Origin of the sequence: Robertkochia solimangrovi, assembly GCF_007279655.1 — a bacterium.
GTDB classification, from domain to species: Bacteria; Bacteroidota; Bacteroidia; order Flavobacteriales; family Flavobacteriaceae; genus Robertkochia; species Robertkochia solimangrovi.
Genome location: NZ_QKWN01000018.1, coordinates 1 through 21,390 on the forward strand (window position 1 = coordinate 1; position 21,390 = coordinate 21,390).

Genomic DNA, 21,390 nt, shown 5'->3' on the forward strand with positions numbered 1-21,390 from the left:
CGCATTGCCCTATCATGGATTCAGATTGTTTTGCTGGCGCAAGACTCCCTTGAGTGACTTTACGGCTCGCTGGCGCATTGCCATATCATGGATACAGATTGTTTTGCTGGCGCAAAACTCCCTTGAGTGACTTTACGGCTCGCTGACGCATTGCCTTTTTTTCCTTGACGGAGGAAGATCCTCATCATTTATGCTTCGCAAAAGTGCAGACGGATAATGAAAATATGCTAAATGAACCTATGTCCAAATAATGCTATTCCCACATTTAAATCGCCTGTTGTATTAAAATTTTTATTTTCGATGCCTTCGTGTTTTTGAAATGGGAAGTATATTGCATGCAGTAATATCTAACCCGTATTTTTTACGCATATGAGAGTTTATAACAAAGGCATTTTTAAAATATTTTTTACTGCGGCCATGCTAACCGCTTTTTTCACCGGTTGTAATGAGGCCCCAAAAACAGAGCAGAATTCGGAAGTGCAGGAGGAAGCAAAGTTCTTAGAAAAGGAGAATTTCAATAATCCCCTTGTGCTGCAACGAGCCGATCCTTTCGTTACCAAAGCCGGGGATGGGATGTACTATTTCATCGCTACGGCTCCTGAATATGACCGAATTGAAATTCGTAAATCTTCGACGATTAATGGAATAAGTGATGCTACGGCTAAAGTGATCTGGAATAAACATGAATCCGGTGCTATGGGAAGTCATATCTGGGCACCGGAACTACATAAGATAGATGGTGTGTGGTATGTATATTTTGCTGCAGCACCGGCTGAAGATGTATGGAAGATAAGAATATGGGTACTTTCGAATGCCTCAGCAGATCCTACAACCGGAGAATGGAAGGAAGAAGGACAAATCGAAACTAATCGAGATGAATTTGCACTAGATGCCACTACGTTTGTTCATAACAAACAACGATACCTGATATGGGCAGAAAAAGGGGGCAATTCCAACCTCTATATCGCTAAAATGATCGATCCTACGCACATTGATACAACACAGACACTAATCGCAGAACCTACGCTGGATTGGGAACGAATAGGACATAACGTAAATGAAGGGCCTTCCGTATTGATCAGAAATGGCAAGATCTTCGTGACCTTCTCTGCCAGTGCTACCGATGCCAATTATGCCATGGGATTGCTTTATGCGGATCAGGACGCCGATCTGCTGGATGCTGCTTCCTGGACAAAGCTACCTGAACCTGTCTTCGCAACCAACGACAGCTTGAAAAGGTTCGGACCGGGACATAACAGTTTTACAGTTTCCGAAGACGGAAAGCGCGATATCATGATCTATCATGCCAGAGACTATAAGGATATTGACGGTGAACCACTACATGATCCTAATCGGAATACCCGTGCCAGGGCCATAGAATGGGATGAAAATGGATTCCCTGTTTTTGGACAGGATAAGGACGATAACGATATGTAAGAGCCTCCGATTTGGGAAGGCTTCGCAGGCTCGGCTAAAATCATTTCGTTTATATCATATCGTTAATACAATAGTGTTTATATACCTATAATCGTGAGCAGAAAATAGTAAAAGAAATAATAGCACTAACTAAAAGCGTGATCATTAGATCACGCTTTTAGTTAAGATAAATGAAGCAGGTCAACCTTTTGATTGCTGTGATGAATACAAGATGTCACTCAGGAATCATCGTGCGACTGCTTACCAGAATAGGGTAACACCTCTCAAGCTATTTATAGGGAATATAGTTGAGCCATTCCCAGGGCATGTATTTATCGGCAATAGTTATTTCAAGCAAGTTTTTATAGATACTCTCTGCATTCTCAGAATTACTCATCACTAAAACCCCTTTGCCGGATTCGGGAAATACGATGGAGTAATGCTGAAATCCACTACCATGTCCACCTTTGAAATCGCCTTTTCCATAGGGAGTTTCCATATACCCCCAGCCGAGTCCGTAGCTCAGCTTGATATCCTCATATTTGTCGGTGGTTTTTGAAGCTCCTTCGTTGAATTGGGTTAGTGAATGTATTTTGATCTGCGGGGTGAACATTTCATTATAGGAACTTTTACTGATGATCTTTTGATTCAATACCGCGGTCATGAACAGTATATAATCATGAAAGGTGGTTTCAAGCGTACTGGCAGCTCTGGGCTCATTATCCTTATCCTTGATCATGGTATCCCCGTTCTTTTTATGACCATAGGCAAAGTCATTATCGAATTCAGGTTGCCATTCGAAGGAGGAATGCTTCATTCCTAAAGGTTTAAACAGGTATTCCTGAGCTAATTCTTCGAGTCCTTTTCCTGTGATTTTTTCCAAAACAACCTGCAAATAGACGAATCCTTCACCGCTGTAGCTGTATTTTTCTCCGGGAACCCCTTTGACCTTTAGTTTTTTAGAGGGGTCTATAAATCTCCAGTTAGCAAATCCAGTTGTATGATCAAGACACATCCGTGCGGTAATTCCGTGATAGAGGCTATCCGACTTCAGATCGGAATAATCATCATGCCATCGAGTCTCAGGTTCATATTCATAGATCTTTTTTGGAAGGTAGGATTCCAGTGGTGTATCCAGGTCGATCACATTTTCCTCTACCAATTTCATCACCAGTACTCCAAAGACCGCCTTGCTCAGTGAAGCCCCATATATATTCGTGGAGTCGGTAAGGGGTAATCTGTTTGGATAATCTTTATATCCGCTGATATAGGTATAAACAGGTTCCCGATCATTAAAGATGGCTACAGCAAGTCCATGAACCTTTGCTTCCCTGACCAAAGCATCGATCTGTTCTGTCAGTGAATCATTCTGTACACTACTTCCGTCGATTCTGGTAACCGACTGACCCTTTACAGTTGTACATTGCGTGCAAAGAAGTATAGCCATCAATACCAGTAACACAGGAGTTGAAGTACCCTGCTTGGGTCTAATGAAAGGTATAGATAGGGGGTAATAGCATTTTTCCTTTTTTAAGACATAGATTATGTTGAAAATAACGATGCCAACACAGAGCGGTACGGTAGCGATAAAGATGATAAAACCCCATTTTTCAATGGTCAGTAGACATATAAAGGAGAGTACAGCCAGTAATAAAGCAGTGATCTGGAAATTGATCACTTTTGCTCCGTGTCGATCATATATGGGGTTGTCTTCTCTTTTATGAATCCAAAGAAATAGGGGAATGAGTACATTGCATAAGGGAATGAAGAGTCCGAGTAGCGGAGTGGCATGCATCAATAACAGCCATTTTTTCTTGATGGTTTCTTCTTTAGGATTTTCAAGGGGTAGCAATTCGTTCACTTCTATATCGAGAGCCGCAGCCAATAGTTTTATAGTATTCAGATGCGGATTGACTTCGGCATTCTCTATTCGTTGAATAGTTCGTACGGTAACGTTTGTTTTATGTGAGAGTTCTTCCTGGGAATACCCTTTGATCTTACGTTGATATTTTAGTCTTTCTGCGATGGATTGATTTTTCATGACATTTGATTTTAATGTTGAAACAAAGGTATACCTAAGTCCCTGCCTTTACCCCGACATATAGATGTCATGTTTATGTCATTGCCTTGTTTTACAGGGTTTTTGGGAGGTTTTTTGCCGTGTCTGTTTCTTTTTAATTCAAATTTTTAATCATTTTGAAATTCGTTAGTAGTACATCATCCCGAATGATGACTTGCTCCTTCAAAACGGAAAATCCCATTTTTTCAAAGAAGGGTCTTGCGGTTTTACTGACATCGGAGGTTATTTCGGATTGATATTTTTCGCGGGCAACTTTTTCGATCGCATTGTACAAGGTTTGAGCGATACCCCGGCGTTGAAATTCTTTATGGACATAGAAAAAGTCGATATAATTTCCCTTATCGAGCGTACAAAAACCTGTGATAGTATTTTCGGATTGTGCGACCAATACATATTGATCGGTTAACATAGCGTTCCAGCGTTTCAGGTTCTTTATCCCTGAAACCCAGACCTCGATCTGTTTCGGGGAATAGTCATTTTTACAAATCTCCCGTATCGAATTGATATACAGATGCTGTAATTCCTTCAGATCTTCAGGTGTGCCTTTTCGAATGATCATAGAACAATAGTTGTTTTGAGTGGCTTTCGAAGCTATTTAGTACAACGCAGCAAGGAACCAAAGAATCAAAAAATGTTTTTGTCTCTGACAATGATGATTAATGATTTTATTTAATACTGATACGATATTGGATTATAATTTAAGGGAATATATTCAGTCGAAGACCATCATATCCTGAATTTTTTTAAGAAGTCTTAAATCTGATCAGATCAATGTAAACATTACGTTATTTATTATTACCTCAGTAAGCCGATGCGTCATCTGATCCGGTGGAAATTCATATCTTCATCCTATAATTATATTCCATGAAACGTCTGTTTTTTTTCTCAGTAATATTTATCAGTTATTTCCTGGCAAATGCACAGCACCAGGAAACCAAAGTCATTCTAATAACTCTGGATGGTTTACGCTGGCAGGAATTGTTCACAGGTGCCGATCCTGAATTGATCGGAAATAAGGAGTACGTGGATGATCCCGAAAGATTAAAAACTGCGTTTTGGCAGGAGAGTCCGGAGGCGAGAAGAGCAACACTTTTCCCATTCATTTGGAGTTTTGTAAAAGAGAACGGAGAGATTCATGGCAACCGCCTGAAAGGGAGTACTGTGGATCTTACCAATAAAATGTGGTTCTCTTATCCGGGATATAACGAGATCCTTACCGGAAAAGCAGATGACCAAAACATTCACAGTAATGATAAAATCTATAATCCTAATGTAACCGTTCTCGAAAAGGTCAACAATAAAGACGCATATAAAGGTAAGGTTGCAGCATTTGGAAGCTGGGATGTCTTTCCTTATATCATCAATGATGTACGAAGTGGTATTCCGGTAAATGCCGGATTTAGAAAGGCCGAGGGGACTGATCTCACCGCAAGAGAAGAACTTTTGAATACCCTGGAGGAGGAGATTCCTGGGCCATGGGGCGGGGTACGGTTAGATGCTTTTACCCATTATTTCGCCTTGGAATACATGAAAAAACACCATCCGTTACTGACCTATATTTCTTATGGTGAGACCGATGATTTTGCACACGACGGAGAATACGATTCTTACCTTAAATCAGCACAACTTACCGATGGTTTTATCAAAGCCTTATGGGAATACACACAAAATGATCCTTTTTATCGCGATAATACAGTCTTTATCATTACGACCGACCATGGTCGGGGAACACAACCCTTAAAGGATTGGCGCGGTCATGGGAGCGATGTTAAAGGTGCAGGACAAACCTGGTTGATAAGATTTGGAAAAGGTGTGAAAGCAACCGGGGAAGGGGAGAATGAGCAATTGTATCCAACGATGATCGCACCTCAGGTTTTGGGGTATTTTGAATAGGGTTTTCGTCTGCTGGCGCACTGGAAGTGACGATCCCGCCTTTGGCCTGCGGCGAAGGGGGAGTGTCTCCCGATAGCAATCGGGACTCCTGCCTTCGGCGGCGTCGAGTGTCGTCGCTATTTGTGGCCTTTAGCCACAAATGCTATAGTGACCTGTGGTGGAAGTGTTCTTCGCGGGCTCAGGTTTTTTTGGGGGGCTCCGTTTTCTCTTCGCGGGTTCATTTTTTCTATTCGGGCTTACCTTTAAAATCGCTCTCCGATCAAAGGGAAATTTTCATAGAGTTCCCGGTCGATTTGTGTCTGGATGAGTCTTTCGAATTGAATGAACTGGGCAGCTATTTTCGTTCCGTGGCTCTTTTTAAATTTTTTGTAATAGGAAGATTGCAGACTTTCCCGTTTCTTTCTGATGGCAAAGGTTTCTTTGATATAGGCATCAATTTGAGTATCGGTCATAGAATCATATGATTCTAAATAGTTCTTTAGCAGTTTGATCCGGCGATCTCCTAATTCGGAAAGTGACATTTGGTATTCGTTATAAGTTTTCCAAAAAGAAGCGGAAGAAACTTCATCCAGCATAATAAAGTCAGTGAGCAAAGCCTTTTTTTCCACCTGGTAGGCAGATTTAAAGAGTTCCAACTCATCAGATTGTGAATACATGATTTGTGTGGAGCAAACGACAAGAAATACAATTAAAATTTTTTTCATGATCGGAAGTATTTGATGCTATTAATTAAAAATTATTTTCATTGTAAATAGTTTTATTTCAGTAAGTTACGTTATTATGTTTTAATTTGGCAATACTTTTGTATTTGCATGGATTATCCGTTGTAATTTAACATGCGGATATGGATCTGTATATGTCGTTAGGGCTATCTTTTACCTGTTTCGCGAATGGGTTCATATATTTTGCATTACAATTTCAAGTCGGTACTATTGATGATGCATGACCAATAAGGGAATGGTGATCTCATAATTGATATCCTTCAGAATGTTTCGGTTCATCAGTTTATAGAAGATATTATGTTTCCTGCTGATCAGCGCGATAAGATCTATATTGCGACTCTGCGAAAAACACTTGATCCCCATCGCAGGGTCTATACCGGTGAGTGTATGAAAGGTGTATTCCAAACCTGTCAGGTCCTCTTCAAGTTTTTTACGGTGGTCTTCCTGTTGCAGGGTTAAGTTATCTTCTTCTCTGATATTAAGAATGCGTACCGTGGAGGTGAAATCCTTGATGAAACTTATAAACGGACTTATCTCATTCGATTTATAAGCAATATCGAAGGAGGTAGGAAAGAGTATTTCTTTAAAGCCATGGAATTCACAATTTTCAGGTACTGCAAGTATCGGGCAATCCGTAATTTTTTCCATGATGGTATACGTGTTACTGCCAATACCGAATTTACTGGAGCTCTTGATACCTCGGGTGCCCATGACAATCATATCGATACCTTTTTCTTCGGTAAGGTGATGAATCTCCTCATACAGAAAATTAATCTTTGAAATACCTTCAAAAGTATGTCTGGGATTCCTGAGCTCCGGGCGGTTGACCAGGGTCTGAATTTCAATCTGACTTTTTTCGTAAGAGATGTCATAGGCTGTGATACCGGGTTCCGGTACCATGAGATTTGCCGAGGCATAACTCACGCTGAATACATTCAGAATGAAAAATGTACATTCTTCATGTTCAAATACCTGTGTCGCATATTGCAGGGCATTCCAAGCATTCTGCGAAAAATCGGTGGGTACTAATATCCGTTTCATGACTAATTCAATTTTATTCAACATTCCAATTTCTTAAAGTTACTCCCGACAAATTTGGAATAAAATGATTTTGCTCAATAGTACAGACCAAATGACTCCGATTGGGGTAAGCATGAATAATAGATTATAAATGATTGAAAAATTTGAATTCAGTCGGTCCTGTAAAATGTCATAAGTACCTTATAATTTGAATGCAGTAGTATTGGAGCAAACTTGAATGCGATCATTTTCAAAAATGCAGAATCAAATAAGTTACGATCCTCTTGCAGATCCATCAATGATATTGCTCAATTCTTAGGGTTTCAAAATTTGAATTCAAGGTTAAATGTTTTATCGCAACAGATATATATCATTTCGCTATGGTTTACATTCTTCTATTTTTATAGGTGAACGTTCTTTAAACTGTCAGGCCAAATCCTCCTGTCGATCCGGAAATAACAGTACATAGATGGCTAAAAGATTTGGCAGGATTACGATGTTGGATAATTTTTTAAATACGATTTTCATGGAAGCAATGAATAGAAATGAATTGATGAAATTGACAGAGGTACATGGATCGTCTTGTATAACGGTATATCTGCCTACTCAGGTTTCACGTACAGAACTTCTGGAACAAAAGAATAGTATTCTTTTAAAGAATCAGATAAAGGAGCTTTCCGAAGAACTATCAAAAAGGGCCCTGAAAGATACCGAGATCAAAGAACGGCTGCAACCATTTAATGACCTTATGAAGGATCAGGAATTTTGGAGAGATCCATCGGAAGGGATCGTGATTTTTGGGTGTGATGACTTTTTTAGGGCTTACCGACTCTCTTATATGCCGGAGATCTTTTCTTATGTAAGCAACACATTCTTTCTGAAACCACTGATCGGTCGGTTGACGGAGAATAAGGAATATTTCATAGTAACACTGGAACTGGATGATGTTCACTTGTATGAAATAAAGGAATCTGACATCATTGAAATTGCGATCGAAGACCTTATTCCTGAGCATATTGAGGATGTTACAGGAGCTGATTATAAGGAGAAACACCTGGAGTTCAAAAGTATACAAGGAAATTATGAAAGAGGTATTTCTCATGGATATGGAGAAGGCAGGGAAGATAGAAAGATTGAAATTGAAAAATTTTTCAAAGCAATTGATAAGGGTATTGCAGCGTTGCTTTATGAAAGTGGTCATCCCCTGATCATTGCCGGATTGGATCATCTTCTTCCTATTTATCGAAAGGTGAACACCTATCCTAATCTTTCTGAGATCAAGCTTACTATTCATCCTTCTTCTTCCAGGATTTCCGATTTGAAGGAACAAATTGACGAGAGGATGGAGGTCACTAAAAAGCAAATTTCTGAGAAAACAGCAAGATTTCGTGACCTTGTGAATACGGATAAGACTACTGTTGAAGTAGATTCGATTCTGGAAGCCATTTTTGAAGGAAAAGTAGAGACCTTGTTTATCGAGGAAGGTATCGAATGCTGGGGGATTTACGATCCTCAGAATGGCAGATTGAGAAAGCTCGCTCATTTTGATCGGGGTAGTGCAGACCTGACCAATATGGCGGCTATTGAGGTTTTCAAACAAGGAGGAGAAGTCTATGTGTTGAAAAAAGAGGATATGCCAGCCAACTATGCAAGCTGGAATGCAATATTACGATACTAAATAGGAACATTATGAAACGGTTACCGGAAAAGGCCCGCGATTATATCCGGACCCATTACAGAGAAGCATATTTGCAGAATTTACAGATTCCTTCCGCAAAAGTAAGAGGAGGTGAGGTATTCAAGGTTAAACTTTTTAAGGATAATTCCATACATAGTTTGGAGTTCAATAGTAGGGGAGAATTGTTAAATCATACCATTGAACCAATTTATGAAGATGATTATTTTGAAAGTGACTTTTTTGATCAGGATAAATATGATTCATGATTTTGAAGGGGGAAACATTTTCAGATCGGTTTCAGAAAATTAATAATAATGGAAAACCTGGCCATAATAACTTCCGGCGGTGATGCTCCCGGACTTAATGCATGTATCCATGCCGTGGTTAAATCTTCAGTTTTTTACGGTCTCAAGGTATTTGGGGTCAGGGACGGATTTAACGGATTGATCTCAGGAGAGATATATCCACTGCGTTTGAAAGATGTACATGGAATCATTCCCATGGGAGGGACGATTCTGCGGACTTCCCGCAGTGAACATTTTCAAACCCGACAAGGTCGTTTTGAAGCCTATGAGCAATTGAAAAAACTGGATATACATCAACTTATAATTATCGGTGGTGACGGAACTATGGAAGGTGCTAAAGTTCTTGCTGAAGAATACAAGAGTTTAAAAGTAATAGGGATTCCTAAAACGATCGATAATGATCTTGAAGGAACCGAATATTCCATAGGATTTGATACTGCACTGAATACAGCAGTAGATGCAATCGACAGGATCAGAGATACCGCTGAGTCTCATAATCGTATATTTTTAGTGGAAGTCATGGGAAGGGATGCCGGCTATATCGCTTATGGTAGTGGCTTGGCAACAGGTGCAGAAGGTATTTTAATTCCCGAAACTTCCATGGATATGGAATGCCTCCAACAAAGTTTATCGGAACATTATAATACAGACCGTGCCCTTATTATCGTTGTTGCCGAAGGTGATGAAGGTGGAGGTGCGATGCGATTGAAGGAAGACTTGAGTCAATTATTGCCTGATCGTAATATTCGGGTTACAATTCTAGGACATATTCAAAGAGGAGGGAAACCTACTGCGTTTGATAGAATACTGGCCACAAGGTTTGGAATTTTTGCAGTAGAGACACTTTTGAAAACACAAGGGAATGCCATGGTGGGGATGTATGAAGGAAGTCCTCGTTTAATCCCTTTTTCACAAATTCATAAAAGAAATATGAAACTTGATGATAATGATGTTAAGGCTATTGAAATATTGACATTTCAGGTTTGAATCATCTTTCGAACTCAAAAATATAGTGTATGCTCACCGATGTTGGAAAATATAAAAGATTGTGGCAAAGTCAGGTCATTGCCAAAGTAAAGGAACAGGCTGTAGAACTTAAGAGTATGTCTGATCTGGATGGAATTATGAACCGTATAGGGAATGCCCGATATGTTCTGCTGGGAGAGGCTACTCATGGAACCCATGAATTTTATGTGTGGAGAGCGTTGCTTTCCCAACGTTTGATCAGGGAAAAAGGATTTTCTTTTATCGGTGTTGAAGGCGATTGGCCGGATTGTTATCGTATCAACAGATTTGTTAAGAATTATTCAGATACCGGTGAGAATGCCTATGATGTTATACATGATTTCAGAAGATGGCCAACCTGGATGTGGGCGAATTGGGAAATCATTGGGTTGATGAATTGGTTAAGAGTCTATAATGAAAGAAATTCACAATCGTTGAAAGTTGGTTTCTATGGTCTGGATGTATATAGTCTGGGAGAATCACTGGAAGCTATTCTGAACTATTTGGAAAAATATGATATCACCGCTTTTGATAAGGCAAAAGAGGCCATTTCATGTTTTGAGCCTTTTGGTTTTGAGGGTTCTGATTATGCAAGGGCTACCCGAAGACTCGTACCTAAAACCTGTCAACGCGAAGTTATCGATCTCTTGACTGAGATCCGTCGTAAGATCACCACCTTTAATACTGATCCTGAATCAGTTTTCAATGCCGAGCAAAATGCGCTTGTGGCAGTTAATGCCGAAAATTACTATCGGACAATGATCGGTGGAGGGCCGGAGTCATGGAATATCCGCGACCGGCATATGGTTACTACATTGGAACGGTTGATGAATTTTCACGGAAATAAAGCTAAAGCGATTATTTGGGAACACAATACCCATATCGGCGATGCCAGAGCAACAGAGATGAGTGCACATGGAATGGTAAATGTAGGGGAACTTCTTTCAGGATCTCACGCTCGGGACGATGTCGTTAAGATTGGATTTGGTACTTATGAAGGCACTGTGGTTGCCGGACATCACTGGGGAGATGTAATGAGAATTATGAAGGTTCCTAAAGCCAGAGATGCGAGTTGGGAAGATATACTACATGCTGCGGGTGATGGCAAAAACGTTGCTTTTGCCACCGATCGATGGAAAGATGATCCATTGTTTGAACATCCCATAGATCACCGTGCTATTGGGGTAGTCTATAATAATGACAGAGAGCATTATGGTAATTATGTGCCTAGTATAATTCCTTATCGGTATGATGCTTTTATTCATATTGATAGTACCGAAGCCTTACATCCCGTCCATATAAAACCTGATGGTCATCAGATGCCGGAAACATTTCCCTGGGGATTTTGATTTACCCTCGTTGTGCAGTTTTGGTTCCACCTTTCGAAATCATGAGGTATGAATGTCGGTGAATTTATAGTTTGGAAAAAGATACACCGGAATTCAGGAGTTCGATATATCTTATAGTTCAGTGTGACCCTGGTTCAGGGTATAGCACGGTCGGTTTTGGTGGTGTTATTCTTGTTAGGATTGCTGAATGTTTGTAATAGTCTGATCGCTTCTGAATCTGAAACGGGTAAAAAATTGTGATAATAGGAGCCAACTGCGTTAAAGTTGTAGGGAGTGATTAAGGAGATCATCTGGTCTACATAAGGCGATTGGCTAATTTTTTTTTGAGCAGAAACGGATGAGACTGGTACAGCTATAATAATTTTATCGGGATCTTCCCGGGCAAGCAATGCTACAGTCGCCAGGATCGTATTGCCTGTAGCAATACCGTCGTCGGTTACTATCAGCGTTTTACCTTTCAGATTTACAGGAGTATTTCCCTGATAGTACATTTCCATTTTTTTCTGCAGATCCCTATGGATTTTACGGGTCTCTTCATCGATATAGGAGGAAGGTATTTGTCCTGCTTCCGCTCCCAAAACAGTGCTGTTGAGACTAACTGCTCCGATGGCAAATTCCTTATTTAAAGGATGTCCGATCTTTTTTGATAATACCACATCCAAAGGCAGATGGAGTAGTTCAGCAATTGCAGCTCCTATCGGAAGACCACCCCTTGGTATTGCGAGTATTACAGCATCCGAACCTTTATAATATTTAAGTTTCCGCGCCAATTTTTTTCCGGCATCTTTTCTGTCAGTGAACATAATTATAAATTTTAGATTATCAGATATTTTTGAAACCATGCAATACATAGTTGTGTAACGATCTCCAGTTTTCCCGATTCCTGAAAAAGGTGTGACGCTTCCGGCACAATTTCTAATTTTGAATACCCGCCAAACTTAGGCAGTACCGATCGATTTAAGGCGATCACTTCCTGATCCCATCCCCCTACGATCAATAATACCGGAGCCGGTACCGAGGCTAATTTTAGATCATCTGCAAGGTCAGGCCTGCCCCCTCTGGAAACGATTGCCTTTAATTTCAGGTCGCTGTTAGCGGCCGCATTAAGGGCGGAAGCCGCTCCGGTACTTGCTCCGAAATATCCTATCGGTAATCTCGCGATATCTTTTTGTGATCGTATCCATCGGGTAGTATCCTTCAGGCGTTTAGAAAGTAAAGGAATATCGAATCGGTTGCTGTAAAATTTGTCTTCTTCCTCTGTCAACAGGTCAAAAAGTAAGGTAGCGAAACCCTGATCGTTCAACGATCTTGCCACATAATTGTTTCGTGGGCTTAAACGACTACTTCCACTACCATGAGAAAAAATTACCAGTCCGACCGGATTATCAGGAATCGCCAAAACCCCTTTAAGGATTACATCATCAACCGGAATATTTAAATCGGTGACTGTTTGTGTTTTCATCTGTGTTTATTATTAAGGTTATTGGATGTTCTTTTCAGGACACACGCTCTCTGGTGACAGCATCCTTTTTAGGTTTCAGAACTTTCGTATTTTGGTGCAAGACCATGATCGGAATAGCTGTGCGATAACTAACCCCTTTAAGGGTTGATTTATGAGCAATGGATTCAATAAATGAATGCTTTTTATACACAAAAACGATCAGGTCTGCATTATGGCTTTGGGCAAAACATCCAATTCCATTCGCTTCGTCAAAATTTACCAGAGTATGAAATTGATGTGGAATCCCATTAAGAGCTGAAGAAATACGTCTTCTACAGTATAACTGGTCTTCATTAAGTTCCTTTTTTTGGTCTTGAACATGTAATAGCCTTACATGACAATGGAAATCTTTTAACAATTCCAATAGGGGATAAATGTTTTCTTCCCGGACAGGATCACAAAAATCTGTTGGCATTACTACTTCCCGGATGCCCTTATATTCCCAATGCTCAGGAATGGCAAGTACCGGACATGTAAATGTTGAATCCAAAATTTTTAAAGCGGTACTTCCAAAATAGATATTTAGTATCCTTTTAGCACCTTTGGTACCAAGGATGATCATATCGATATGATTAGTTTTTACCGCTTCTTTAATGACATCAATTATAAATCCGGTACGTAAAAGTGGTTCAAATTCATGTTTGGGATTTTTGTACTGGTTCAACCTGTGAATGAGCTTCATGAGCTCCACCTTTGCCTTTTTTTCCTTGTCAGGATCTGGTATGTAGGAATCGATTTTAAGTCCGATCATTGGGACAGATTCATATTCAAGAGGTTTTAACACATGCAGTAGATAAAATTCAGTTTCCTCAAAGGCAAAAGCTTCAGAGGCATAACAACTTGCATCCCATGCATTCTTTGAAAAATCTGTCAATATCAATATTCTTTTCATCATTCGTTGTTTTTAGGTTATCATGGTATTTTAATAAAATAGCCGGAAGTGATCGGACTCTTGGAAATAGGATTAAAAAAGTCCGATCACTGTAAGTGTTCTCGTTTTAGCACATCGTTACAGAAAGTTCCCTTCATCATCGATTTTTATCCGGATCAGTTGATCGCCGTTCTCCAGTTTTACTTTATAAAACTTTGTGCTTCTGTTTTTGGCATCGTTATACGTAACCTTATAAACATCTTTTTTGACCTCCCATCCGGGAAAACGTTGATCGATAGCATTTTTTACAGTGGTTGGAATTGCAATGTTCTCGAACCTTTCTATAGTTCTTAAAACATTTCCTTCGTTATCGTAAAGCGCAACGATCTTGCCTTCAGGGATATAGAAGGAGATGGTGTAGGTGTCATATTCATCACTGTATAGTTCAGAATTCTTCAGATCAAAAGTGGCTACCTTTTCTTCGAGAAGTTGAACAGGCACGGCAGCTTCATAACCTACACTCTGCATGTATTTATAATTGGCTGCACTAACAACAACCTCAGACAGTTTAACAACCTGTGCGCTGAGGGGGATGGTTAATCCCAGAATCATCAAACCTAACAATATTTTTTTCATGACATTGAAAATTAAAAGGTTATTACTTTATCGATTGAATTTCGATAATTACGGTTAATACTGAAATGATTTTAATCAATTACTATTACCCTGGATACCTTTACGATTGAATTTTTAAAACGCATCCATCTTTGTGATAGAGAGACTTTTATTAAAAAATATTATGGCGTAATTTTAAAAGACGCTGAGTTCACCGAAGTAGTTTATTGAACATAAGGGTACATCGTTATCCGGTTTAGAAATATTAGGGTATCATGGGAAAATTCACCGATAATGCAATGGAAATATTGCGGGAGCGCTATTTATTGAAGAATGAATCGGGATCGGTCACAGAATCCCCCACGCAGTTATTCAAAAGAGTTGCCCGATGTATTGCTTCTGCGGAATCTGAGAACCGATTGCATTGGGAGGAGAAGTTTTATAATCTGATGAGCGCTCGGTATTTTCTTCCTAATTCACCTACCTTGATGAATTCCGGACTGGAAAAAGGTCAGTTGAGTGCCTGTTTTGTCCTACCTGTAAACGATAGTCTTGAAAGTATCTTTACAACTTTAAAAAACACGGCATTGATACATCAAAGCGGAGGAGGTACGGGATTTAATTTCTCAGACCTGAGGCCCGCCAATGATTTGGTCTCTAATAGATCGGGTACATCCTCCGGCCCTTTAGCATTCATGAAATTATTTGATGCTGCGACTGAATACGTCAAACAAGGCGGAAGACGCAGAGGAGCCAATATGGGGATACTTAATGTGAATCATCCGGATATAAGGGAGTTCATCACTTTGAAGTCAGAAGCGGGAGTACTTCAGAACTTTAATCTTTCGGTGGGTATGACCGATGACTTCATGAAGGCTTTGAAAGGAAACGGGATCTGGAATCTGATAAACCCAAGAAATGGTGAAATCATGAGCGAGGAAAGCGCCCATAAGATTTGGGATCTTATCATTGATCAGGCATGGCAGACAGGTGATCCTGGTATGGTGTTCTTAGATTCGATCAATGCCGATAATCCTATTCCTGCTCAGGGTAGAATTCTTAGTACCAATCCATGTGGTGAGGTTCCGTTATTAAATTATGAAAGCTGTAATCTCGGATCGGTGAACTTATCGCTGATCACTCGAAGTAAAGGGGATGTAGTTCATATCGATTGGCAAAGGCTGGAAGAGATCATTACTTTGGCTGTTCGGTTTTTGGATAATGTAATCACGGTCAACCATTATGTCATTCCGGAAATTAAAGACATTACCCGTAGGAACAGGAAGATCGGACTGGGTGTTATGGGGTGGGCTGAATTACTAATCCAACTGGAAATACCTTATGCCTCCATACAGGCGGTTTCTCTTGCTGAAGACCTTATGCGATTCATTCAGGAAAGGAGTTTAAACGCCTCCCGTGAACTGGCGGTTGAAAGGGGAGTGTTTCCAGGCTGGAAAGACAGTACCTATGCCGGAAAAATGCCTTTGAGGAACGCGACTGTTAATAGTATTGCACCTACGGGATCTATTTCAGTGCTAGCAAATACCTCTTACTCCATAGAGCCTTTGTATGCCGTTGCCTTTAATAGAAGCGGAATTCTGGGAGATAGAACACAAACGGAAATAAACCATCTTTTTATAAAAAAGATGAATAAGGTGGGAAGGTGGAACAGCAGGATTTATGAAGAACTCTTATCCGGTAAATCCATTAAGGATATTCCTGATATACCCGATTCTTTTATAAAAGTATTTCAAACCGCACAGGAGATTCCATGGGAGTTTCATTTAAAACATCAGCAAGCATTCCAGCGTTATACGGATAATGCAGTATCAAAGACTATCAATCTACCCACCAATTCTTCCCCAGCCGATATTTCAAATATTTACCTGACTGCATGGGAATATGGTTTGAAAGGAATCACTATTTATCGTGAGGGTAGTAAGTCAGGACAAGTGTTACGAAAGTGTAGTTTAGGACTAAATCAGACTTGCTGAAGGAAATAAGAACAGCCTGGTTCACTACCTGATAGTACTTACACTATATGCATGAGTTGAAGTGTAAAATGATAATTATCAATGCTTTAAATAGTTTAAATTATTAATTTTAATACACTTTAAGAAGGAGTTTTTTGATATAGAGATGCATTTTAATGATTAGTATATCGACATCAGATAACCGAATAAAGCAGTTTTTCATCCAGATCGGTGAAATCTCCTTTTTCGCAGGTAGATTTTTTAAAGAATCTGTCAGACCTCCCTATGAAATTAATGAATTTTTAAGGCAATGCTATAATGTAGGGAATCGGTCAGTTCCATTGGTTAGTATCACTGGTTTTATAATCGGACTCGTACTTACGTTACAAACAAGACCAACGCTGGAAGAGTTTGGTGCAGTTTCCTGGATGCCGGCGATGGTAGGGATCTCTATAGTTCGGGAGATTGGTCCTGTGGTGATCGCTCTTATTTGTGCCGGACGTATCGCTTCAGGCATGGGGGCTGAACTGGGATCAATGAGGGTGACCGAGCAGATCGATGCTATGGAGGTATCCGGAACAAATCCATTTAAATACCTGGTGGTGACTCGTATTCTGGCCACTACATTTATGGTGCCGATATTGGTTATATATGGAGACGCATTGGCGTTGTATGGCTCATTTTTAATTGAAAATATCAAAGGAAATGTGTCTTTTACCCTATACTTTAATCAGGTTTTTAATTCTTTGGAATTCGGAGACCTGATTCCGGCGACGATCAAGACTTTCTTTTTTGGATTTGCGATCGGACTCGTTGGGTGTTTTAAGGGATATAATACCAGAAAAGGAACGGCAGGAGTCGGATTGGCAGCGAATAGTGCCGTGGTAATGGCTTCGATGCTCATATTTTTACTGGATTTTGTAGCGGTTGTTATTTCCGATATTTTCTATGACCTCTAAGGTACTTTATAAGGATGAATGCCTCTGAAACACATAGCGAAACTGAGATCATCAAAATCAGAGAACTGAAAAAGCGATTCGGCCAGAATCGGGTGCTTAATGGTTTTAATATGATCCTTTATAAAGGAGAGAACCTTGTAATAATGGGAAAATCAGGGTCCGGGAAATCTGTACTGATAAAATGTATGGTCGGACTTGAAAAAGCGGATAGTGGTTCAATTGAAATGATGGGTAAAGATATTACGTCACTGGATAAGGAAGCGTTCAACGAACTCAGAGCGGATATCGGATTTTTGTTTCAGGGCAGTGCCTTATATGATTCTATGAGTGTGCGGGAAAACCTGGAATTTCCGTTACGAAGGCATAAACATCGATTCGGTAAAGAGGTGAAAACGGATAGTTTAGTGCATGAGGCGCTGGAGAATGTTGGACTTTCTCATGCTATAGATCTGATGCCTGATGAATTGTCAGGAGGGATGAAAAGAAGAATTGCACTGGCGCGAACTTTAATCATGAGACCTAAGATCATTTTTTATGATGAACCTACCAGTGGTCTGGATCCTATTACCTCTAAAGAGATTATTGAACTGATCATGAACATTCAGGATAAATTTGAGACTTCCTCCCTGATCATAACGCATGATATTGATTGTGCCCGCGTTATTTCAGACAGGATGATCTTATTAGTGGAGGGTATAAATTATGCCGAAGGAACTTTTAATGAATTAACGAAAATGACCGATCCTAAGGTTAGGGCATTTTTTAAATAGTGAGTCATGGCAAAATCAATTTCTGAGAAGATATGGCTTGGCGTACTGGTAGTTTTGGGAACAATATTTCTGGTTGTTGCGGCTTACCTAATTGGAAGTCAGCAGAATCTTTTTAGCAAATCCTTTAGTATCAGTGCCAGATTTAATAACGTAAATGGATTGCAACCCGGGAACAATGTGCGATTCTCCGGAATCGATGTAGGTACGGTTAAATCATTGATCATAGAGAACGACTCAACCATTGCCGTGGTCATGATGATTAATCTGGATGTCAAAGAGCATATAAAAAGAGATGCTATCGCTACCATAGGATCTGATGGCCTTGTCGGAAATATGGTGGTGAATATTTTACCGGGTAAAGATTCTTTAGTTCCGGTAAGCGATGGAGATTTCATACAGTCCTATAGCCGAATCGGGACAGACGATATGTTGAATACCCTGAATATGACCAATGAAAATGCGGCTTTGCTGACCTCAAACCTATTGAAGGTTTCTCAATCATTGGTCCAGGGTAAAGGTACGTTGGGACGTCTTCTCAATGATACCTTACTGGCTAATGATCTTCAGAAAACCATAGCCAATTTAAAGATCGCAACTGCAAACCTCAATATCTCAATAGCCAAGTTCAACCAAATCATCGATACCATTTCTATCGAGAATAGTGTCGCAGGTGTATTATTAACGGATACTCTGGCAGCAAATAAGATGAAACGAGTGATTGATAATTTGGAATCTTCTTCGGGTGTTTTAGATTCTACTTTGACCTCTATCGATATGCTGGTTAGAAATATAGAGCAGGGGGAAGGAGCCGTAAATTACCTGACTACCGATACGCTTCTGGTAAAACAACTCGAGGCCACCATTGATCATATAGAGGAAGGCACCGATCGTTTCAACCAGAATATGGAGGCATTAAAACATAATTTTCTCTTTAGAAAGTACTTTAAAAAGCTGGAAAAGGAAGAAGAAAAGCGGAAAGCCCTGGAGGAGAATAATTGAGAGGATAGAAATTGTATAGAGAAATCAGTTCTTCATTTCTTGTTGGTCTCCAACGCGCGCAGGTAAATATCCTTTAGTAATATTGGAACACCGAGGGTATCAACCACATTCAGATCGTATCGGATACGAACCTTTGTACCGATGGGTGCATAGTAGTAGATATGCCACATATCAGATTCATTGGTTCCGATGCAGCCGTTCGAGTAAGCCAATCCCAATGTTACAGGATTGGTGGTAGGATGGATCATTTGCCCATTGTGAATACCATTGATTTTAGTTTCTATCCAGGGAATCCGGGGCATTAGGGTGGTTCGGTTATCATCTCTTTTGGTGAGGTAAAAACGTTTACCATCTACAGGATTAATAAAGACCGGATCTTTTTCATAACGTACTATATATCCATCTCCTGTAATGGTTTGAAGGTTGGTCACGCGGTTATTTACAGCGAGAAACTTCTTTTCATTTCTGCCAACCCTTATGGGATACGTATGGATGAGTACTGAGTCCTCATAGATACGCAACTTAAATTCAGGAATATTTATATCGATAAGCGTAATCTGAAAGGTTTGCGATAATGTTTTTATATTACCGGGATCAGGTAGCCGTAATGAATCCCCTTTATGCAACACAACGGATGCTTTTTGATCGAATACAAATCGATCTTTCGCGATCTGAAGATAATAATCGGTATTGGCCAGCGAATCAATTATTCGTGGATTTGCACGTATCAACAGATGTTCCGTAAGGAGCATATCCGGTGATTGCAGATCGATTACAGAATCTAAATATTCGAAGTATTCCGCAATGGTTATATCCCTATTTATGCTGATCCATTTTTGTGTGGATTTTTCTGTGGTATCTGTTTCGGTATTTTGTGCACTTGCGCAGAGCGTTGAAATAAGAACTATAAAAGCCAGAACAATATTTTTCATCTTGATCTTTCAATGAATTAAAATTCCCTGTTAAAAGGAATGATTGGTTCTTTCTGGTAATCGGGTTACAGGTATTTGCTTAAAAAGTCAAAAAATCGTCTTTTATGATCGTTATAAATGTTTCGCTGCGTTGCCATTTTATCCCGCATTTCCTGATGATATTTCAAAGCGACTCTGTCAATAGAATCTTCATGAGCCAAATACTGTCCTGCAATCCGCTGTTCATGAGCTTCAATCGCTGCTTGTAATTCTTCGATTTTACCCTTTTGCAAAATAAAATGCTGTTCGAATTGTCCCATTTCTACCAAAACCTCAGGGTTGGTCCATCTATTTTGGATTTCATCCAACCTGTTCAAAAAAGAATGAATCTCGTCTAACCAAAATAGAATTTCATTTTCCCATAGATGGTGCTCGAAATGTAAGTCTGAATTATAGATGATCTTTTCCATGATTATGAGTTTTAAAACTCTAATTTATTTGTAATCAAAGCTTTTTAAAATGATATAAATCAATTCAACCTTCATGGATATTCATAATGTGGTAAGGGGAAGTAGTGAACAAAAAATTAAGGATTTTTTGTTCGAAGTTTATGATGAACTTATTATTTGATACGGGTACTAATAATTTAGCAGAAAGTTTCCTGAAACAATTATTTTAAGATCCGTCCATCCTCCATTTCGATGATACGATCCGTGCGTTTGGCGAAATCCATATCATGGGTAACGATCAAAAGACTAAGACCCTGTTCCTCTTTTAATCGTTTAAAGATCTGCAAAACATTTTCTGAATTATAGCTATCGAGATTACCCGTGGGCTCATCTCCCATAAGGATCGTCGGATTATTGATCAGGGCTCGTGCAATCGCTACCCGTTGTTTTTCTCCACCGGATATTCTGCTCGCCTTTTTATCGGCAAGATGCTCTATATGCAACATCGATAATTTTTCAAGGGCGTCGTTTTGTATCTCCGTATTTGATTTCTTGCCAAGCTTTTTGGCTGGTAACATCACATTTTCCAGTACACTGAATTCTGAAAGCAGATAATGAAACTGAAACACAAATCCGATATGTTCGTTCCTAATGCGGGATAATTCCGTGGTTTTCTTGCCGGTGATCAGCTCCTCATTCAGATAGAGTTGTCCGTCATATTCGGTATCCATTGTCGACAATATATACAGCAAGGTAGATTTCCCGGAACCCGATTTACCGATGATGGAAACGAATTCGCCAGAACGGATATCAAAGGAGATATCATGAAGAACGTGGTATTTGACAGGCTTCATGAAGTATTTATTGATATTTT

General features: G+C 39.7%; 21 protein-coding genes. 10 read left to right on the top strand and 11 right to left on the bottom strand.

From position 1 onward, the window contains the following. The first annotated feature begins 369 nt into the window (after positions 1-369). Entirely contained in the window at positions 370-1,437 is a 1,068-nt protein-coding gene (locus DMZ48_RS18280; protein ID WP_242009252.1) for a glycoside hydrolase family 43 protein, read from the top strand. A gap of 268 nt (positions 1,438-1,705) precedes the next feature. Here DMZ48_RS18280 and DMZ48_RS18285 read toward each other — a convergent pair whose 3' ends face one another. Continuing rightward, positions 1,706-3,457, bottom strand: a complete 1,752-nt coding sequence (locus DMZ48_RS18285) for a serine hydrolase (RefSeq protein ID WP_143956624.1) — start codon at positions 3,455-3,457, stop codon at positions 1,706-1,708. Between the two features lie 133 nt (positions 3,458-3,590). Continuing rightward, complete coding sequence (locus tag DMZ48_RS18290) at positions 3,591-4,055, bottom strand: GNAT family N-acetyltransferase (RefSeq protein ID WP_143956625.1); 465 nt, start codon at positions 4,053-4,055, stop codon at positions 3,591-3,593. Between the two features lie 305 nt (positions 4,056-4,360). Between DMZ48_RS18290 and DMZ48_RS18295 the strand changes: the two genes are divergently transcribed. Next, positions 4,361-5,389: a phosphoglyceromutase gene (locus tag DMZ48_RS18295; protein ID WP_143956626.1), complete on the top strand. Its 1,029-nt coding sequence runs from the start codon at positions 4,361-4,363 to the stop codon at positions 5,387-5,389. A gap of 242 nt (positions 5,390-5,631) precedes the next feature. Here DMZ48_RS18295 and DMZ48_RS18300 read toward each other — a convergent pair whose 3' ends face one another. Together DMZ48_RS18300 and DMZ48_RS18305 are read right to left on the bottom strand one after the other, a co-directional pair. After that, complete coding sequence (locus DMZ48_RS18300) at positions 5,632-6,093, bottom strand: hypothetical protein (protein ID WP_143956627.1); 462 nt, start codon at positions 6,091-6,093, stop codon at positions 5,632-5,634. A 225-nt stretch (positions 6,094-6,318) separates the two neighbouring features. Continuing rightward, positions 6,319-7,152 carry a universal stress protein gene (locus DMZ48_RS18305; protein WP_162558760.1) on the bottom strand — a complete coding sequence of 278 codons (834 nt, stop codon included), beginning with the start codon at positions 7,150-7,152 and terminating at the stop codon, positions 6,319-6,321. Between the two features lie 505 nt (positions 7,153-7,657). Here DMZ48_RS18305 and DMZ48_RS18310 point away from each other — a divergent pair. From DMZ48_RS18310 to DMZ48_RS18325, 4 genes are read left to right on the top strand one after another with little or no spacing between them, the layout of a single operon-like run. Then, complete coding sequence (locus DMZ48_RS18310) at positions 7,658-8,809, top strand: baeRF7 domain-containing protein (RefSeq protein WP_143956629.1); 1,152 nt, start codon at positions 7,658-7,660, stop codon at positions 8,807-8,809. Positions 8,810-8,820: 11 nt separating this feature from the next. Next, positions 8,821-9,075 (top strand): hypothetical protein, encoded by a 255-nt coding sequence (locus DMZ48_RS18315; RefSeq protein WP_143956630.1) that lies wholly within the window; start codon positions 8,821-8,823, stop codon positions 9,073-9,075. Between the two features lie 48 nt (positions 9,076-9,123). Continuing rightward, complete coding sequence (locus DMZ48_RS18320) at positions 9,124-10,101, top strand: ATP-dependent 6-phosphofructokinase (RefSeq protein WP_143956631.1); 978 nt, start codon at positions 9,124-9,126, stop codon at positions 10,099-10,101. A 29-nt stretch (positions 10,102-10,130) separates the two neighbouring features. Next, complete coding sequence (locus tag DMZ48_RS18325; protein WP_199288026.1) at positions 10,131-11,468, top strand: erythromycin esterase family protein; 1,338 nt, start codon at positions 10,131-10,133, stop codon at positions 11,466-11,468. A 134-nt stretch (positions 11,469-11,602) separates the two neighbouring features. Here DMZ48_RS18325 and DMZ48_RS18330 read toward each other — a convergent pair whose 3' ends face one another. From DMZ48_RS18330 to DMZ48_RS18345, 4 genes are all read right to left on the bottom strand, one after another. Then, positions 11,603-12,271, bottom strand: a complete 669-nt coding sequence (locus tag DMZ48_RS18330; RefSeq protein ID WP_242009253.1) for a phosphoribosyltransferase — start codon at positions 12,269-12,271, stop codon at positions 11,603-11,605. Between the two features lie 11 nt (positions 12,272-12,282). Beyond that, positions 12,283-12,930 (bottom strand): dienelactone hydrolase family protein, encoded by a 648-nt coding sequence (locus DMZ48_RS18335; RefSeq protein WP_143956633.1) that lies wholly within the window; start codon positions 12,928-12,930, stop codon positions 12,283-12,285. 34 nt (positions 12,931-12,964) lie between these two features. Then, on the bottom strand, positions 12,965-13,864 hold the full coding sequence (locus DMZ48_RS18340; RefSeq protein WP_143956634.1) for a universal stress protein: 900 nt from the start codon (positions 13,862-13,864) through the stop codon (positions 12,965-12,967). Between the two features lie 114 nt (positions 13,865-13,978). Beyond that, the gene (locus DMZ48_RS18345) at positions 13,979-14,476 is read right to left on the bottom strand and encodes a nicotinate-nucleotide adenylyltransferase (RefSeq protein ID WP_143956635.1); all 498 of its coding nucleotides are present in this window, start codon (positions 14,474-14,476) and stop codon (positions 13,979-13,981) included. A 254-nt stretch (positions 14,477-14,730) separates the two neighbouring features. Here DMZ48_RS18345 and DMZ48_RS18350 point away from each other — a divergent pair, with 254 nt between their 5' ends. From DMZ48_RS18350 to DMZ48_RS18365, 4 genes are all read left to right on the top strand, one after another. Beyond that, positions 14,731-16,449 carry an adenosylcobalamin-dependent ribonucleoside-diphosphate reductase gene (locus tag DMZ48_RS18350; RefSeq protein WP_143956636.1) on the top strand — a complete coding sequence of 573 codons (1,719 nt, stop codon included), beginning with the start codon at positions 14,731-14,733 and terminating at the stop codon, positions 16,447-16,449. Positions 16,450-16,604: 155 nt separating this feature from the next. Next, positions 16,605-17,387 (top strand): MlaE family ABC transporter permease, encoded by a 783-nt coding sequence (locus DMZ48_RS18355; RefSeq protein ID WP_143956637.1) that lies wholly within the window; start codon positions 16,605-16,607, stop codon positions 17,385-17,387. A gap of 14 nt (positions 17,388-17,401) precedes the next feature. Continuing rightward, positions 17,402-18,157, top strand: coding sequence for an ABC transporter ATP-binding protein (locus DMZ48_RS18360; RefSeq protein ID WP_143956638.1), 756 nt, complete (start codon positions 17,402-17,404; stop codon positions 18,155-18,157). A gap of 6 nt (positions 18,158-18,163) precedes the next feature. Then, entirely contained in the window at positions 18,164-19,156 is a 993-nt protein-coding gene (locus DMZ48_RS18365; protein WP_143956639.1) for an MlaD family protein, read from the top strand. Between the two features lie 32 nt (positions 19,157-19,188). On the opposite strand, the gene DMZ48_RS18370 is transcribed toward DMZ48_RS18365, so the two are convergent. From DMZ48_RS18370 to DMZ48_RS18380, 3 genes are all read right to left on the bottom strand, one after another. Continuing rightward, complete coding sequence (locus DMZ48_RS18370; protein WP_143956640.1) at positions 19,189-20,088, bottom strand: L,D-transpeptidase; 900 nt, start codon at positions 20,086-20,088, stop codon at positions 19,189-19,191. 65 nt (positions 20,089-20,153) lie between these two features. Then, positions 20,154-20,537, bottom strand: a complete 384-nt coding sequence (locus DMZ48_RS18375) for a hypothetical protein (protein WP_143956641.1) — start codon at positions 20,535-20,537, stop codon at positions 20,154-20,156. A 200-nt stretch (positions 20,538-20,737) separates the two neighbouring features. Continuing rightward, entirely contained in the window at positions 20,738-21,370 is a 633-nt protein-coding gene (locus tag DMZ48_RS18380) for an ABC transporter ATP-binding protein (protein WP_242009254.1), read from the bottom strand. Positions 21,371-21,390 lie beyond the last annotated feature (20 nt).

What these genes read in the sequence shown, in the direction of transcription:
- DMZ48_RS18310 (WP_143956629.1), top strand. Translation starts at nt 7,658, where the DNA reads ATGGAAGCAATGAATAGAAATGAATTGATGAAATTGACAGAGGTACAT.
- DMZ48_RS18290 (WP_143956625.1), bottom strand. Translation starts at nt 4,055, where the DNA reads ATGATCATTCGAAAAGGCACACCTGAAGATCTGAAGGAATTACAGCAT.
- DMZ48_RS18365 (WP_143956639.1), top strand. Translation starts at nt 18,164, where the DNA reads ATGGCAAAATCAATTTCTGAGAAGATATGGCTTGGCGTACTGGTAGTT.
- DMZ48_RS18285 (WP_143956624.1), bottom strand. Translation starts at nt 3,457, where the DNA reads ATGAAAAATCAATCCATCGCAGAAAGACTAAAATATCAACGTAAGATC.
- DMZ48_RS18300 (WP_143956627.1), bottom strand. Translation starts at nt 6,093, where the DNA reads ATGAAAAAAATTTTAATTGTATTTCTTGTCGTTTGCTCCACACAAATC.
- DMZ48_RS18360 (WP_143956638.1), top strand. Translation starts at nt 17,402, where the DNA reads ATGAATGCCTCTGAAACACATAGCGAAACTGAGATCATCAAAATCAGA.
- DMZ48_RS18345 (WP_143956635.1), bottom strand. Translation starts at nt 14,476, where the DNA reads ATGAAAAAAATATTGTTAGGTTTGATGATTCTGGGATTAACCATCCCC.
- DMZ48_RS18355 (WP_143956637.1), top strand. Translation starts at nt 16,605, where the DNA reads ATGATTAGTATATCGACATCAGATAACCGAATAAAGCAGTTTTTCATC.
- DMZ48_RS18330 (WP_242009253.1), bottom strand. Translation starts at nt 12,271, where the DNA reads ATGTTCACTGACAGAAAAGATGCCGGAAAAAAATTGGCGCGGAAACTT.
- DMZ48_RS18380 (WP_242009254.1), bottom strand. Translation starts at nt 21,370, where the DNA reads ATGAAGCCTGTCAAATACCACGTTCTTCATGATATCTCCTTTGATATC.
- DMZ48_RS18350 (WP_143956636.1), top strand. Translation starts at nt 14,731, where the DNA reads ATGGGAAAATTCACCGATAATGCAATGGAAATATTGCGGGAGCGCTAT.
- DMZ48_RS18335 (WP_143956633.1), bottom strand. Translation starts at nt 12,930, where the DNA reads ATGAAAACACAAACAGTCACCGATTTAAATATTCCGGTTGATGATGTA.
- DMZ48_RS18340 (WP_143956634.1), bottom strand. Translation starts at nt 13,864, where the DNA reads ATGATGAAAAGAATATTGATATTGACAGATTTTTCAAAGAATGCATGG.
- DMZ48_RS18375 (WP_143956641.1), bottom strand. Translation starts at nt 20,537, where the DNA reads ATGGAAAAGATCATCTATAATTCAGACTTACATTTCGAGCACCATCTA.
- DMZ48_RS18305 (WP_162558760.1), bottom strand. Translation starts at nt 7,152, where the DNA reads ATGAAACGGATATTAGTACCCACCGATTTTTCGCAGAATGCTTGGAAT.
- DMZ48_RS18320 (WP_143956631.1), top strand. Translation starts at nt 9,124, where the DNA reads ATGGAAAACCTGGCCATAATAACTTCCGGCGGTGATGCTCCCGGACTT.
- DMZ48_RS18370 (WP_143956640.1), bottom strand. Translation starts at nt 20,088, where the DNA reads ATGAAAAATATTGTTCTGGCTTTTATAGTTCTTATTTCAACGCTCTGC.
- DMZ48_RS18325 (WP_199288026.1), top strand. Translation starts at nt 10,131, where the DNA reads ATGCTCACCGATGTTGGAAAATATAAAAGATTGTGGCAAAGTCAGGTC.
- DMZ48_RS18280 (WP_242009252.1), top strand. Translation starts at nt 370, where the DNA reads ATGAGAGTTTATAACAAAGGCATTTTTAAAATATTTTTTACTGCGGCC.
- DMZ48_RS18315 (WP_143956630.1), top strand. Translation starts at nt 8,821, where the DNA reads ATGAAACGGTTACCGGAAAAGGCCCGCGATTATATCCGGACCCATTAC.
- DMZ48_RS18295 (WP_143956626.1), top strand. Translation starts at nt 4,361, where the DNA reads ATGAAACGTCTGTTTTTTTTCTCAGTAATATTTATCAGTTATTTCCTG.